The following is a 15,449-nucleotide window of genomic DNA, read 5'->3' as shown; positions in this document are numbered from 1 at the left end:
GATCAGTGTCATGGGAACCGTTCATCCTCATGATCAATTTCCACAAGCCAGTTCCGTATTCAGAAAACAGGGTTGGTTGTCAGTGTCAGTTAACGAACAAAGACGACTTTATTTTTGATAAGTAATAATTTGAACTGCTGCATTTGATTACCCGAACAGCCATTGACAGTATCCAGACAAATAGCGGCCATGCATCAGGCATTTATCGGGTTAACATATTTTCGAAAATCAATAACTGTTTATAATCTTCAGTGTTCACATACAACTCCATTTTTCCGGTCAGGGAATTCCCCCTCTCTAATTTTGCACCAAAGTTTAAATAAACATTGGCTATGTTTTCTAATGCTTCTATTTGTCGCCAACTAAGGGACTCACATATTGCTTTTACTGGTTGTGCATAAATATCATTTTCATTTTTCTTAAACATCAGGAAAGCTCTGATAGCACCCGCTTCAATAAGCAGCACCTTGTTATCAGAACAACGACCCGGATACGCTCTTCCCCTTAAAGCGTCTACTCTTGAAGCCTGACTATCTGAAGCCTGACTATCGCCAGTAGACTGAGGCAAACTACAGTGACTTGATGACAAGCTATTCATTACTGCTCCAAATAATAAATCTGAACCTGACAGAATAGCTTGCTACCCCCTCCCCTATAATTCCGACCAGGAACCTGCTTCTTCATTCTTCAATGCGTTAAGCATTTTTTCCGGTGTAATGTGCCAGTCCCTGACCCAGACACCGGTAGCGTCATGAATAGCGGATGCAATCGCCGGTGCTGCCGCGTTCACACTGATTTCAGAGACAGACTTGGCACCATAAGGGCCTACCGGGTCATCACTGGGTACCAGGAATGCCTGAAAGTCCTCTGGCAGATCGCCAACCATTGGTGCCCCATAATCGGCAAAGTTGGCATTCAATACACGACCCTGCTCGTCATACTGAATGGCTTCCTGCAGGGTATGGCCAATCGCTCTCATGCTGGCGCCGTAGATCTGTCCCAGGGCCAGTTCCGGATTGATCGGTGTGCCGCAATCCAGCAGTGCATGGAACTTGCGCAGGGATACCTTGCCGGTACGGGTATCAACCGCCACTTCGGCAAAGTTGGCACCGTAGGGGAAGGCAAATTCACTGGTAATAAAGCTGCCCTGCCCCATCAGCTGACCACAGCCGGTACCACTTTCAGCGTAGTGAGCAATGTCACCAAAGCTGATGCTCTTCTGCTTACCCTGAACCACGCCGGGGTATTCCATCACCAACTCATCCACCGGCTCTGCCAGCAGATGGGCGGCCGTTTTCAGAATCTTCCCGCGCAGATCTTCAGCGGCCAGACGGGCGGCATTACCGGAGAAGCAGGTGCCACTGGAAGCGTAAGCGCCTTTATCAAACAGACAGTGGTCCGTATCGCCGGAGATCACATGGATATCAGACAGTTCGGTGCAGAGCACCTCGGCGGTCAGCTTGGCAACCACGGTATCGAGACCAGTACCGATATCGGCACCGCCAGAGTGCACAATCACCGTGCCATCAGACGCCAGCTTGACCCAGGCATTGGCCTGATCAATATCCGGAATACCAGACTTCTGTTGCATGGTGGCAACACCACGGCCAATCTTGATGTGTGGATTTTCCGGTTCCTCTTTAGGCGTTCCCCAGCCAAATCCGGCTGCCCCCTGCTCAAGAATCGGGCCCAGGGCACAGCTGTAGGCAGTCGGCACCTTGGATGGCAGCTTGCCTTCACCCACCTTGCCCAGCAGATCCAGCTTCTGACCCTCCCTTACCCGGTTCTTTTCAATCATCTCCAGATGATCAATGCCCAGGGCATCGGCCATTTCAGCAACAATCATCTGTACGGCGAAGTTACCCTTTGGACCGCCATATCCCTGGTACGCACCGGTAGGCACAATATTGGAATAGTAGGTATCGACCTTGAAACGGACATTCGGGCATGGGTAGAGCGGCAGGGAGATCGCCGGTGCATTACAGGGTACGGTCAGGGCATGGTTGCCATAAGGGCCGGTATTGAAGCGGAAGTTCACATCAAACGCGGTGATGGTACCGTCTTTCTTCGCCCCCATCTTGATATCAATTTCAGCCACGTGTCGTGTAGAGGTGGCAATAAACTCCTCTTCACGGGTGTGACGGAACAGCACCGGGCGGCCAGTAGTGTGGGTGGCAAAGGCGCAGACCTCTTCCACCAGAATATCCTGCTTGGAACCAAAGCCACCGCCCAGACGCTCCTTGATCACATGCACCTTATGCTGCTTCAGGCCGAGCACAATGGCAATCTTGCGACGGACATGCCAGGGCACCTGGGTAGCGGCACGGACAATAATCCGGTCACCTTCCATATAGGTGTAGCAGAGGTGCTGCTCAGGCGGCAGTTGTTGAGACTGGCGTGACTGGTAGGTGCGCTCCAGAATCACATCCGCTTCCGCAAAGCCCTGCTCGATATCACCAATTTCACCGTGGCCACGGGCTGCGATGTTCTTTTTGGGATCGCCACCAAAGGGGAAGTTGAAATGAATCCTGCCATCACGGAGATCAGCCGTTCTGTTCTGCTCATCCAGGTCATCCGGAGCACCCACGCTGTAGCTGATCACACCGTTATGAACAATCGGTGCATCTTCCGCCATGGCTTCTTTAATAGAAAGCACCGGCTTAAGCACTTCATACTCAACCTTGATAGCCTTCAGGGCGGCTTCTGCCTGTGCTTCTGTTTCGGCAACCACCGCAGCAACACGGTCACCGTAATGCCGGACCTTCTGGCCAAACATACGACGGTCCAGTGGTGAAGGTTCCGGTGCGGTCTGACCACCGGGGGTGTAATAAACGTCGGGGCAGTTGCGATGGTCAAATACGGCAACGACACCGGGCATCGCCTGTGCGTCACGGGTATCGATGCGGGTAATGTAAGCGTGGGCATGAGGGCTGCGCAGCATCTTCAGGACACAGGCATCCGATGCAACAAAGTCCTCAACAAAGCAGGGCTCAGCCTTGATGGAGCGGGCTGCATCCACTTTGCCACCGGGCTTACCAACCTGGCGATGCTCTCCGGCAAAAGAAGGCACACTATTGGCAACATAGTCAGGATCAAAGAGACGCTGACGGGCAATGTCAACGGCATCATAAACCTGCTGGTAAGCACTCTCACGCAGGAAGATGGACGACATGACATCGGTAATTTCTGCTTTGGTGGGGTTCGGGCTGCGCTTGAACAGGTCAGTAATCAATAGTGCCAGCGCCGGATCATTGTAGCCGGACTGAATAACACCGGCATCGATCAACGCTGACTGCACCGGGCTGAGCTTGCCATACTCATTCAGAGACTCGGGCGTCACCACTTCCCGGCCATCCAGCTGGGCGGCAATCAACAGGGAAGCGTTGACGGAACAGCCATCCAGCAAAATAGTATCGGAGCCGGCAAAGCCATAACCATCGTCGCTGTTACGGACAGCCCGCATGCCCAGACGCTTCAGCAGTACCTGAACATTTTCACCGGCTTCTGCCTGAATCGCTTTGGGCTTGCCATTGAGGGTAAAGACGATTTCCACGATCAGTTACTCCGTCCATTAAGCCCTTGTTTAACGTTGTATTCATCCACCAGCAGTCCAACCAGGACACTGCTGAGATGACGCTTGTACTCACCGCTGCCAAGGAAATCCGTTGCAGGGAATACCGATTTGCCAACAGCCTCTTCCACAAAACCACGAATCCCTTCCCGCTCCTGCAGTGCCTGATCAGCAAGCAGGGCTTCCACGTCATGAAGACGAATGGCTTTTTCAGCAACACCGGCCAGGGCAATACCAAACTGCTTTTTGCCATCTTTAATGTTGACCGCCAGCGATACGCTGACGATGGGCAGACCTGCACAGCTCTTTACCACTTTCTCACTGCGGCAATAGTCCACACTGGCGGGGATGATCACTTTGGTAATTAATCCGTAAGGCTTTTGCTGCCAAGCCTCAACGGTCATGCGGTCAGATTCCGGTGAACCGGAATGCGCCACTTCTACTTCTGCATCCATGGCCAGCAGTGCCGGCACGATCTGGCAGGCTTTCAAATTGGTAGCAATTTCACCACCGAGAGTAATCTGGTTCCGCATATTACGGCTGAAGATCAGGGCTGCCGCTTCCCGCAGGCCTTCAGGCAGTTCATTATGGTCAACGACCTGCTGCAGAGTGGTCAGCGCACCCAGTTCCCACCCTTTACCGGTTGGCACAATTCCCTGCAAAACGTCGTGCAGACCGCCCTTCAGACCAGAACGGGAAAGATGGATGGCAATGGTTTTATCGGTCTTTGTTGGCGCCGCATTCAAACGTGCACCATTGGCCATATACACGGCCTGATCGCCATGCTGCTGTTTCATGGCCAGAGCCTCTTGAAGAGTCTCGGGCTGCAAGAATTCCCTGATCATAGTGTTTGCCTTTTATCTGCCTTTACGTTTTGCAACACCCTCAGATTCTCAGGAACGAGGTCAACAACGTGGTGTCAACAACATAGTGTCTGGTCATTGCTCGTTCATCTCAGCTCTGGTGTTTCAGAATCACAATTGAGCGGCATAATCTGAGCCAGAAGCAGATATTGATCATTAGATCCGTCCAGTTAATCAGAAAAAAATGATCTGCAGCAAAGCCGGTCGTAAAAAGATGAGAAAAAAACGCAACCCGTTAACATGAAATAAATCAGTTGCTTCTTGATGATTGTGAGTTCCTGGTAAATACCCCGAAGCTATGAACAATAACTAAACAACATCATTGCAACCGATGCTGTGTAAAAAAGACCATTATCAAAATGATGAATCATAATGATAACCGTGTATTTTCCATGAAAACAATTTGATGGAACTATTTCTGCTTCTTCTGGTCCAAATAACAGATTACTAATTAACATAACTATTGAACAACTAAACAAAACAGACCAAACAAAACAGACCAAATAAAACAAACAGTTGTAATAGTTTTGATAGTTGAATAGCTGTGATCGGCTTCCCGGAAATTAAGATTAATCCACTTCTGCACAGGGCATTTATAGAAAATCAAGCTAATACTCCCCAATCAAATATTCCTTTCAGATCAGAAATCATAATATTAATAAAATTTACCTCTTGGTTGATGCTCTATATGAAAAACAAATGGTTAGATACTTAACAATAAATTTTTCCATACCTCAATACTTGAAAAAAGGTAGTTAACATGCAGCCCACTCATCCCACAATAACTCAACAAGTTCTGATTCATCCCATTACTAACAACCCGCCCGCAGGCACGCATTCCAGCAATGACAGCGGAATCCGAACGATACCTCCAACCCATGGGTCAATAAATCCGTTGAATCAGGTGCAGGCTGAACAAAACCACTCCCTGCATGATTACTCTGTGACTCCTTGCGATATTGACAACGCTCAGCCAATTAAGGTGATCCCGACAGCAGAAGTCCCCTCCTGTGATTCCCGGGAGGGCTACGAGACAGCTTCATTCAATCCATTCCAACAAGGTGTTAACGGCGTGAGATTGCAAAGGGAGATATACCTTGCCAGGAATCATATCCAGTCTCATATGGACGAGCACTATCCCGGCAAATTTGCCCTGACCATTCCTGATGACCATGCCATGAAAGTGATTGCCGAATTTGTTGCTCCTTTTGGCTGGTGGGAAGGGGCTTATTACAAGGTTGAGTTCGATTTCAGCAACACTGATAAACACAATGAAGGGCCGTCGGTCAAAGTCATATTGGCCCCACCGGTTGCGCATCTGTTTGGTACAGAGTTATGCCTTGCCCAGGTAATCCCCCACAGTGCTTTTTCACAGTATTGGCGCGGACAAGCTGATGCAAAATACAGCAGCTATAATTTTGACCGGGTACAACAAATGATGAATGTGATTAATTTTCTCATCATGGATACCGACTTCTGGGATGAAGGAGAAGGTTACAGAATCGGCTACCCTAACCCCAGAACTTTTACCCTGCCTGAGTATTTACCATGGCTTCGCAGGTCTGATAACGCGGTATTACGGGCAAATATTAAAAAATTCTCAGACTCCGGGGGGCCTGAAAATGTTAAACGCCATATTTCAGAGAAGATAGCCTCAGTTAACCAAAAAGCTGCAGATAGCGCTGATAGCGCAGATAAAAAGAGTGCACTGTCATTTGAAGTGGACCCGGAAATGCTCTTCCAGCACAAGTCTTCTGGCCTGGTATTTGCCAACATCAAGCCCACAGAGTACAACTTGCCATCTGAAATAACCTCCCACGGCGATCTACCCGGGCGCATACTGATCTATACCCGCGAAGCACTGTCGAGCTGCGTACTGGTGTCACCCATTGTTGTCGAACCCGGTGGTGAATGGAGCCAACAGCTGGCAGCAAAAAATCAGGTTGAGGTAACGCTGGAACGCCATGGAGAAACGTTCACCACTGCCCATAAAGCAGACTACTTTTACCCGGTACAGCTTGATCCACAGGGAAGAGTGGCCGAATTCTATGCTACCTCGGATAAACGATTTCTCATCAAAGATCGCGATGGCAAAATACTGAAACATCGTTGCATACCTCACGCTTTTGGTTCTGAAGGTGCTGAAGGTGTTGAATCAGTGTCGGCAACCCAAAAACCGAACGTTGCTGAAGCACCGCAAACTTTCAGCATCATCGATTTAAAACAGGCACTGGCTATGAAACTCCGTTCCATCACCAGTTACGACCACGAGTTAACCGGTGTGTATCATGGCAACAAGAAAATTGAAAATGATGATGATTTAACCAGAGCAATTGCCAGCTTGGAAAATGATATCAAAAGCAAAAATCGTAACAGGAAAAACATCGAAAAACTGGCGGTCATTTTTGTTAAAGAATCACCTGATACCCGGAAGTGGAAGGCATCATTAAAGCCAACCAAAACCATGGCAAAAAGCAGTAATCTGGCATCACAGTACGATCTGACCATTTCACAGGAGACGCCTGCCACCACTCAGCGTTATCGGGATGGCATGCAGTGGGGAGTTACAGCCAATGCCTGGTTACCGGTTATGGACAGGGAGATGCACAATTATGAAAAAATCGTTGTGGTTAAACAGCTGACTGATTTTGCTCGAAAAACATTAAAGTTGCCCAACAAAAGGGAGGCCATCACCGCGTGTGACGCCAATAACATCATCATGAAATCCATGACCATGACGATGGTAGATGCGCTGAAAAAGGGTAAACACTGGCTCCCTTCTCAATGCTTCCTGGATTTTATGGTCAATGCGATCAATACACACCACGAAATCGGTGAGTTATATGCCGATATCAAGTATCGAAACCTGAAATTACTGACTCATGCATTCTCAGGAACGCTGGATAAGCACAACCTGAAAGACTTTGCATTTTTAATCAACTACCTGGTGTCAGCCTGGAACCAGATGGACAATATCAGCGACCGGGAACGTGATGCACTCAGGCCAAGACTGGTAATGAATGCTTTCACAGAATATCTGGTCAGAGTAATGGAGCGTGAAGCCAAAAACCCTGAGGAATTTGCAGCACAGGGATTGGCCAATGAAGCAGAACTCACGCTGGACAAGATCATCAATGCCTCAAAGACCGGCTTCAGTGTGGTTGCCCATCAACTGACCATCCTTGATTTTCTGTTGCATCGCCAGAACTCCTTAAGCAAGCCGACAGAGAGTGAACTGGAACAGTTACAAATTCTGATCAGAGCTGTCCAGGGATTTATTTCTGCTGCCCGGGACAACCAGTATGCCCAGTTGATGCAACGCCTGTTTCCTGTTGCAAACTACTGGGCACAGCCTGTTGACTTTGCCTCCGCAGAACATCAGCAAGCCATCATCAAGACAGTACTGGAAAAATTTCATGAAAGAACCGGGCAGTCATCCCCATCAAACGCCAGTAAGGATTCAGAACAGCCAATGGGCGTGGTCGAGAGAACGGTACCGGGCAAAACATTCTCGGTTTTAGATGATAAAGAGTATGAATGTATTGACAGAAAATTGGGTGAGCGGCTGTCGGGACTGAAATTACGTAAAAATGTACCGATTGAGGAAGACGGATTCACAAAGTATCAGCAGAGTTGCCATTACTGCGGTGATGCTTTTATAACAAATAATCCTCTGCATGAAACGAAAAAATCGGGAAAAATTGAACGACAAAAGAAAGGTTTTATCTACCGTTCAGGAATGCCTGTTCATAAACCATGCAGAGAGAATAGGCGGGAAGACACAATCAATGCCCTGTCTCTAATCAAGGCCATGGAAAACAATTTCCCTTATGTCCCCAAAAAGGTACAAAAGAAAAAGATAAACGTTTATACCCAGGATATTGAACATAGCTCTCTCCCTGCTAAACCGTATTAAATTGCTTTAGAGCGTACCCCAAGAGCCAGAACTTTTGGGCAATGACTACCTGACCCAACTCGGAGATTGTTATGGATACTACAGGAGCTTCAACTGCTTCAAGCCGGAATCCTTGCCATGTGGCTATGGAAATCACAGACTCATCCTCAGGCTCATTCAATGGCAGCGCCATAGATACCATAGATAATGCTATCGTGAAGGTGGCCATGACCTTGAACCCGGAACAGCGATGCCTGCCACATAGAGATACCGCTGCGCCACAGAGCACCCCGATCGATGAACACTCCAGTGTCCCATGCGAAACCGGCATTCCTTACCTTTCCAGCCTGTTAAACAAAAGGGAAATGACGGCCACATCGGATCAAGTTGACCCGGCAGCTCGCAGCCGTGCCAAAGTGAAAATACAACAATTACTGCAAACAATAACTGGCATAAAATCCGGAACCATAACCCCGGGCTCAAGAACTCCAATTGCGCATACCCCGGAGTGGATAACCCCCGTGGTAACCACTGGTGGCTTTGCCACCGGGCTACTGGCTGCAGGAGGGCCACTGACCCACTTTGAAATAGAACTGGCTCAACAGTCGGGAATATTGGTAACCAGCCATCAGCCCGGTGATCTTGAAAACATCAGGTCAAGACTTAACCGAATCTGGTTTGACGAACCTCACTTTTCCCGCCTCTGCAACATGCTTGATAGTGGCAAATATCGTGTTAATTTCCCTGAAGAAGGCGCTATGTTGATTGTGGTAGCGCTCCACCGGTTCGGGCGCGACGTTGAGGCTGAAGCGCTGATCAGCACAATCGCTCCATTGATGGGCAAAGTCAGGTTTTTCCCGGAACCTGCCGAAAAGCCCCTGCCGCTGAACGGTCATGTGGTCATGAAAAGCATGACAGACATACTGAGACAGTTGGAAAACCGCTTTGGCCCGGATCCTGAACATAAAACCAATACCCGACAGCGAATAGAAAAAAATGCCCTGGTATTTGCTCAGTGGCTACCACTGAAGGACCGGCTTCTTACACTGCTCCAGGATACGGTAGAAGGCGACTTGCCTTATTACAACACTGAAGGGAAGCTGTGTGGCGGCATGCCCCTGGCCACTGTAACGCCAGAGTGGGTTTATCAAGCCAGGCAGTATCAAACAGACAGAAAGCAGATACTGGCGCAACACCCCGAATTAAGGCACCGTACTACCCGCAGACGGGGCAGTGAACGGATTTTGCAACGTTCACTGGAAGTATTACTCACGTACCCACCAGAACAGCGGCAGCCATCTGATCAGGAAGGTTTTCAAAAAATACAGTTAACATTGAAAAAAACTCTGGCAGATATCCACCACAAGCAGGGGTTGCCTGAAACTGAAAAGTATCAGAACGCTCTGAACGACCGCCAATGCTGGCTTGAACAATACCAACAGTTATCCCTTTCAGGCCGGGCACTGATGACGCAGCTACAGCCATTAGAAAACACTGAACAGGTAATACCCTACCTGACAATGGATATGGCAGGAATCCCCGAACCGGTTAAGAAATTACTGGAAAAGCTTCAGCCCAGACCATTAGGTGAACTGCTTGAACGGGGAGATATCACCTCTGCTGAAGTGCTGGCCAGCAAATTGCTGGAAATCGTGCCCATTGTAAGAAGTGAAAGTATCCATGACCCCATGCTGGCCAGGTTGTTCGCACAAATTGCACTAGCCTTCAATAAACGACGATCTCTACTTCTTCTGAATTTGCAATCGCAGGTCAGGATGGATGAACTGCCCTGGGTTAAACACTTACAATCAATCACCCCAATAGACGAAAGCAAAAGACTGGAAAATGCACGAACGCTTATCTCTGACATGATAATCCAGACCTACACATATTTTCCCCATACCATTTTGCCGAATACATTTATCAAATCATTAGGCCAGGTAATAAAAGCACTACCAGAGTCCTCTATGGAGCAGCCTCCCCTGACTGAGGAGCTTGCAGCCGATATATTCATGCATGAATTCTCTGAAAAATTCCTTAAGGCAGCCAAACAAGCTGCCAGCCTGATGCAGGGAACACTTTATGAAAAATATTATGGGCTTGATTACGGGGTCATCGCTAATCTTGAAACCCCGGAAGCACTTTATGATCTATGCCTGAGCAAAAGCGGTACCAGCGTGGACTATTATCATTATGGTGATCGTGTTTATCGAAGCGCCAGGCCTTCCGAAAATGGAAAAATCATTGAGTGGCAACAGGTGATCACCACGCATAACCTGGCAACATTGACCAATGCCATAAACCTGTGTGAATACTTGAGAAGTGAGAATGGCAAGAGATTAAGCCTTAAGGTTGCCGACTGGATAGTGACCAAATGTACACGCTATAACCCTGGTAACCCTGATCAGATAAGATTACAAGAGCATAAAAACCTTGCCTATGCCGTTCGGCAAATGCTTTTTTTCCTCTCTTTTCAACCTGAGGATGTCCAATTTTCAGTGTTGGCAAAACTGCAAGGCATTCCTCAAATACTGGATAATAAAATCAGTATTATCAGTACCAGGAAAACGTGTACCAAAGCACCAGAAACAACCAGCATTTCTGATATGGACGTTGTTGATGAAATGACGGAAGCTGATAAAAATTATAGCGACTTTATGGCAGCTTCTGATGATGATAGCTCTTATTACAGCCCATATTACAGCTCATATTACCGTACCCGAACCACAATAAAACCATCGAGAGAACAGCTACTGGACAGGCTGAACAAAAAGAAAGAGCAGGTAGACATAATGGTTAATAGTCTGGATGCCGCTTTATCCAGCCAACAGGTACATGAGCCACCAAAACCTTTTGTGGGCTGGTTATGATAGTCTTCTCTGATCTGCAACTGTTGTTTACTCGTTCCCTCATGCAAAGGGAACGAGATCGTTTCATCTAACAAAACGAATGACGACAGTCGTTCGTTTTTTTATATCCCGAAAATGATGAATTTAAGGGCGAACATAATGGCCAGAACCCAGACACTGATGCTCACTTCCTTAACACGTCCGGCCAGCAGTTTGATGACCGGGTAAGCGATGAAGCCCAGGGCAATCCCGTTAGCAATGGAGAAGCTCAGAGGCATCATGATGGTGGTGATCACCACAGGGCCCGCTTCGGTCAGATCGGACCAGTCCATAGCGCCCAGGCTGCTGGTCATCAGAACGGCGACGTACAACAACGCTCCGGCAGTGGCATAACCGGGCACCATGCCAGCCAGGGGTGAGAGGAAAAGCGTCAACAGGAACAACAGGCCAATAAATACTGCGGTCAGACCAGTGCGACCACCAACAGCCACACCGGAAGCACTTTCAACATAGGTAGTCACCGTCGGAGCACCGAAGATAGCGCCAACCCATGAAGCAGTACCGTCGGTGACCATGGCCTTACTCATGTTTTCCATCTTGCCATTTTCATCAGCAAGACCAGCTTTATCACCCACCGCAATCAGCGTACCGGTGGTATCGAACAGGTTGACAAACATGAATGCCACGATGACACCGATCATATCAGGGGTCAGGGAGCCCATAATGTCGAGCTTGGCAAAAATGGGTTCAATGCTCGGTGGCAGTGAAACGATACCCGTAAACTGTACCTGTCCTGTCACCAGGGCAATACCGGTCACGATAGCAATGGAGGCAAGCACTGCAGATTTCATCTTGCGATAGCTGAGTGCAAGAATAAGGAAGAGGCTGAGGCTGGCCATGATCTGGGCAAAACCGGTGATATCACCCAGGCCAACAATGGTTGCGGGGTTTGACACAACAATACCGGCAGACTTGAGGCCAATCACTGCCAGGAACAAACCGATACCGGCGGTAATACCGATGCGCAGCCCTTTGGGAATACTGTCAACAATCCACTCCCGGACTTTGAAAATACTCAGCAGCATAAAGCCGATACCACCCCAGAATACGGCACCCATCGCCTGTTCCCAGGAGTACCCCATACCCAGCACCACGGCATAAGCGAAGAATGCGTTCAACCCCATACCCGGAGCCAGACCCACCGGCCAGTTAGCGTAAAGCCCCATGGCAATACAGCTGATTGCGGAGATCAGACAGGTAGCAACAAACAGTGCCCCCCGGTCCATACCGGCAGCGGACAACATTTCCGGCACCACAAACACCACATAGCACATGGTGATGAAGGTGGTGCACCCCGCCAGGGCCTCCATCTTCACGGTTGTCCCGTGCTGTTTCAACTTGAATAGTCGCTCCAGCAGAGAGTTGTCGTGAGACTCGCTACGCTTCTCTACGGAAGCGTGGTCAACATCGGTATTTAGCATGATTTCCCCCAGAGGCCAGTTAACCGGGAATACTCACCATGAACATTCCCCACGGCTTATGGCTGATTTTTTTCAGCTGAGACTGTCCATACCTTTCCACAAACGCCGTGCCGCTTTCCGTGCGTCGGCATAAATCTCACTGACATCAAATGGATGACAACCGTCTTCCAGCACAACGGCACCATCAACGATAACGGTTCTCACGCCACTGCTGTTCATGCCAAATGCCAGGTGACCCGGCAGATTTTCTGCCTGCAGGGGTGTTGGGCTGTGGTAATCGTAAATGACCAGATCCGCCTGGTAACCTGCTTCCAGTCGACCAAAATGACCACCGAAGTTTCTTTCCAGCAAGCGGTTACCGTTATCCAGGAACTTCACGAAGCTGTCCGGCCACAGGGGGCCACCGGCATCACGGTGCTTGAAGAAAGCAAACTTCAGTTCTTCAAACATGTCGCTGCCAATACCATCAGTACCCAGGGCAACGTTTTTATACGACGTCAGTTTTTCGTTATAACCCACATGATTGTTCATGTTGGAACGTGGATTATGCACCAGGAAGGCATCTCTTTCATTCAGCAGTTCAATATCAGAATCCGCCAGGTAAATGCCGTGCCCGATAAGCGTCTGGTCATTGATCAGGCCGAAACGGTCCAGGCGTTGAATCAGCTCCTGTCCGTAGTGATGACGGCTCCAGGTCGCATCGTACTTGTCTTCCGCCACATGGATATGCAGCCCCCGGCCGGTTTCACGCACCGCGTCTGACAGCATGCCCAGACCATCATTGGAAACCGTAAAAGGGGCATGGGCCCCAATATGAGCTTCCACCAGGTAAGGCTCGCTGTCTTTGGTACTGCTGACCAGGTTGGCAAACTCAATGTTCTCCCGAACACCCGCTTCAAGCTCTTTAATGCCCCCATTACGGTCTGTGGTTTCAAAACAGGTCATGCCCCGCAGGCCCGCTTTGAGGAAAGCCTTGCGCAATGTTTTCAGGGAGCCTTTGATATAGGAGGGAGAAGCGTGGTGGTCAATAACGGCAGTACAACCGGCCCGGATGGCATCCAGTGAGCAGATCAGGCCACTGTAATAAAGAATCTCCTCATCAATGGCCCGGTCCAGTCGCCACCAGAGGTTTTTCAGCGTGCTGACAAAATCAGGACTGGGTTTAATATCCGCCATTACCCCCCGGGAAAGGCCGGAGTAAAAATGGTGGCTCTTTTCGGGTTACAGACTGCTCTGCAATGAAAATTGGCCAAAGGCCTTGATATACAATGCCTTCAGGAAACTGCTGGCTAAATATTGCCAAGCCCTGCCACAGGAGGATTCCAGCCTGATTTATGAAATCAGCAGTCTGCAATACGAAAAGAGCCAAAATGGTTATGGCTGCAGACAATCCCCGGCATCACGATACGACCGGCAGCATCGATGGTGCGGGTTGCTTTGGCCCGATCCACCCGGGAGCCGACTTCGACAATTTTGTTGCCATCCACCAGAATATCCACCCCTTCGGTCACTCTGGCGGGTTCAAACTGAACAGCAGTGGCGTTTTTTATCAGTAACATACAACGTGTCCTTATTCGAAACGAACGCTTCCCGCCTCCCGCTGCCCGCAGCCCGAAAAAAACAAGATGTACTTATGCTTTTGCGGGAGACGGGCTGCGGATAGCGGGCAGCAGTCTTATGGACTCAAGTTACGCACCTTGCTGAAAATCAGCCATTATTGGTGGCATGAAAAATGATCTCATAGAACTTTATTCTGACTACCTGTTGTCGTCGTCTGGGAAGACCACTGCAACGGGAGTGTCAGAGCTTTTGGATAATGTCTACAGTCATGACCAATTCACCCGATTGCTTTCAAACAATGAGTTTACCAGTCGTGACTTATGGCTTTACGTTAAACCCGTCGTGCGACAGGTTGAGTGCAGTGATGGGGTTTTGATCTTTGACGATACGATTCAGGAAAAGCAGTTCAGCAAAGAGAATGCCCTGAACACCTGGCATTTTGATCATACAAAAAATCGCACCGTGAAAGGTATAAATCTGCTCAATGCACACTACCATGCCGGAGATGCGTCGATTCCTGTCGCCTATAAATTGATCGAGAAAACCATCCTGTACACCGACTTGAAGACAAAAAAGGTAAGACGATATGCAGAGCAAACCAAAAATGAAATGATGCGGGAGATGCTGATGATTTGCTGCCATAACCAGCTTATGTTCCGCTATGTCCTTGCAGATAGCTGGTTTTGCTCAAACGACAATATGATGTTTATTCGACACGACTGTAATAAACATTTCCTGATGGCGATGAAGTCAAACCGCAAGGTATCCCTCAGTCTGGACGACAAATTACAAGGCCGTTCACAGCGTATAGATACTGTTGATTTTTCAGAAGATAAGCCTGTACAAGGGTGGATAGCAGGTGTCGATTTCCCTGTTCTGCTATACCGTCAGGTCTTTAAAAACAAAGACGGAAGCACAGGCATTCTCTATCTGGTTTGCAGCGATCTTGACTGTGATGCCGAGACTCTCAAGGCAATCTACGAGAAACGGTGGAAAGTCGAGGTCTTCCATAAAACGCTGAAATCGAATGCGTCAATGGCCAAGTCACCGGCGCATACTGTGAGAACACAGAGTAATCATATCTTTCTTTCAATTTACTCAGCCTTCAGGTTGGAAGTATTGTCATTGAAAGTAAATCTGAATCACTTTCAGCTCAGAGCCAAAATCTATATGGCAGGGCTGAAAGCTTCGTTGGGGCAGCTGAGAGAGCTGTTAGCTGCGTAACTTCAG

9 protein-coding genes and 1 pseudogene are annotated in these 15,449 nt (G+C 48.7%); 3 read left to right on the top strand and 7 right to left on the bottom strand.

The features are described from left to right. Window positions 1–202: 202 nt before the first annotated feature. The 3 genes from MJO57_RS27720 to MJO57_RS27710 form a co-directional block, all read right to left on the bottom strand. Window positions 203–589: a hypothetical protein gene (locus tag MJO57_RS27720; RefSeq protein WP_252020333.1), complete on the bottom strand. Its 387-nt coding sequence runs from the start codon at window positions 587–589 to the stop codon at window positions 203–205. A gap of 63 nt (window positions 590–652) precedes the next feature. After that, a complete protein-coding gene (locus tag MJO57_RS27715) occupies window positions 653–3,553 on the bottom strand; it encodes a molybdopterin-dependent oxidoreductase Mo/Fe-S-binding subunit (RefSeq protein ID WP_252020331.1) in 2,901 nt (966 codons plus the stop codon). A 2-nt stretch (window positions 3,554–3,555) separates the two neighbouring features. Continuing rightward, window positions 3,556–4,416, bottom strand: coding sequence for a xanthine dehydrogenase family protein subunit M (locus tag MJO57_RS27710; RefSeq protein WP_256492542.1), 861 nt, complete (start codon window positions 4,414–4,416; stop codon window positions 3,556–3,558). Between the two features lie 778 nt (window positions 4,417–5,194). Between MJO57_RS27710 and MJO57_RS27705 the strand changes: the two genes are divergently transcribed. After that, complete coding sequence (locus MJO57_RS27705; RefSeq protein WP_252020327.1) at window positions 5,195–8,350, top strand: hypothetical protein; 3,156 nt, start codon at window positions 5,195–5,197, stop codon at window positions 8,348–8,350. Window positions 8,351–8,985: 635 nt separating this feature from the next. On the opposite strand, the gene MJO57_RS27700 is transcribed toward MJO57_RS27705, so the two are convergent. After that, window positions 8,986–9,294, bottom strand: coding sequence for a hypothetical protein (locus tag MJO57_RS27700; RefSeq protein WP_252020325.1), 309 nt, complete (start codon window positions 9,292–9,294; stop codon window positions 8,986–8,988). Between the two features lie 279 nt (window positions 9,295–9,573). Between MJO57_RS27700 and MJO57_RS27695 the strand changes: the two genes are divergently transcribed. Further along, window positions 9,574–11,199 carry a hypothetical protein gene (locus MJO57_RS27695; protein WP_252020316.1) on the top strand — a complete coding sequence of 542 codons (1,626 nt, stop codon included), beginning with the start codon at window positions 9,574–9,576 and terminating at the stop codon, window positions 11,197–11,199. Between the two features lie 101 nt (window positions 11,200–11,300). Here MJO57_RS27695 and MJO57_RS27690 read toward each other — a convergent pair whose 3' ends face one another. The 3 genes and pseudogenes from MJO57_RS27690 to MJO57_RS27680 all read right to left on the bottom strand — a co-directional run bounded on the left by MJO57_RS27690 (window position 11,301) and on the right by MJO57_RS27680 (window position 14,218). Further along, the gene (locus tag MJO57_RS27690; RefSeq protein ID WP_252020315.1) at window positions 11,301–12,659 is read right to left on the bottom strand and encodes an NCS2 family permease; all 1,359 of its coding nucleotides are present in this window, start codon (window positions 12,657–12,659) and stop codon (window positions 11,301–11,303) included. A 72-nt stretch (window positions 12,660–12,731) separates the two neighbouring features. Beyond that, window positions 12,732–13,856, bottom strand: a pseudogene (gene ssnA / locus MJO57_RS27685) (putative aminohydrolase SsnA); the annotation flags it as partial. Window positions 13,857–13,999: 143 nt separating this feature from the next. Further along, window positions 14,000–14,218, bottom strand: coding sequence for a hypothetical protein (locus MJO57_RS27680; protein WP_252020311.1), 219 nt, complete (start codon window positions 14,216–14,218; stop codon window positions 14,000–14,002). 166 nt (window positions 14,219–14,384) lie between these two features. Between MJO57_RS27680 and MJO57_RS27675 the strand changes: the two genes are divergently transcribed. Next, window positions 14,385–15,443: a transposase gene (locus tag MJO57_RS27675; RefSeq protein ID WP_252017920.1), complete on the top strand. Its 1,059-nt coding sequence runs from the start codon at window positions 14,385–14,387 to the stop codon at window positions 15,441–15,443. Window positions 15,444–15,449: the final 6 nt, after the last annotated feature.

Source organism: Endozoicomonas sp. SCSIO W0465, assembly GCF_023716865.1.
Lineage (GTDB): Bacteria > Pseudomonadota > Gammaproteobacteria > Pseudomonadales > Endozoicomonadaceae > Endozoicomonas.
The sequence above is the reverse complement of the archived record's forward strand: the minus strand, read 5'-3'. Positions and strand labels throughout refer to the sequence as shown.

What these genes read in the sequence shown, in the direction of transcription:
- MJO57_RS27710 (WP_256492542.1), bottom strand. Translation starts at nt 4,416, where the DNA reads ATGATCAGGGAATTCTTGCAGCCCGAGACTCTTCAAGAGGCTCTGGCC.
- MJO57_RS27690 (WP_252020315.1), bottom strand. Translation starts at nt 12,659, where the DNA reads ATGCTAAATACCGATGTTGACCACGCTTCCGTAGAGAAGCGTAGCGAG.
- MJO57_RS27675 (WP_252017920.1), top strand. Translation starts at nt 14,385, where the DNA reads ATGAAAAATGATCTCATAGAACTTTATTCTGACTACCTGTTGTCGTCG.
- MJO57_RS27705 (WP_252020327.1), top strand. Translation starts at nt 5,195, where the DNA reads ATGCAGCCCACTCATCCCACAATAACTCAACAAGTTCTGATTCATCCC.
- MJO57_RS27680 (WP_252020311.1), bottom strand. Translation starts at nt 14,218, where the DNA reads ATGTTACTGATAAAAAACGCCACTGCTGTTCAGTTTGAACCCGCCAGA.
- MJO57_RS27700 (WP_252020325.1), bottom strand. Translation starts at nt 9,294, where the DNA reads ATGTTCAGGATCCGGGCCAAAGCGGTTTTCCAACTGTCTCAGTATGTC.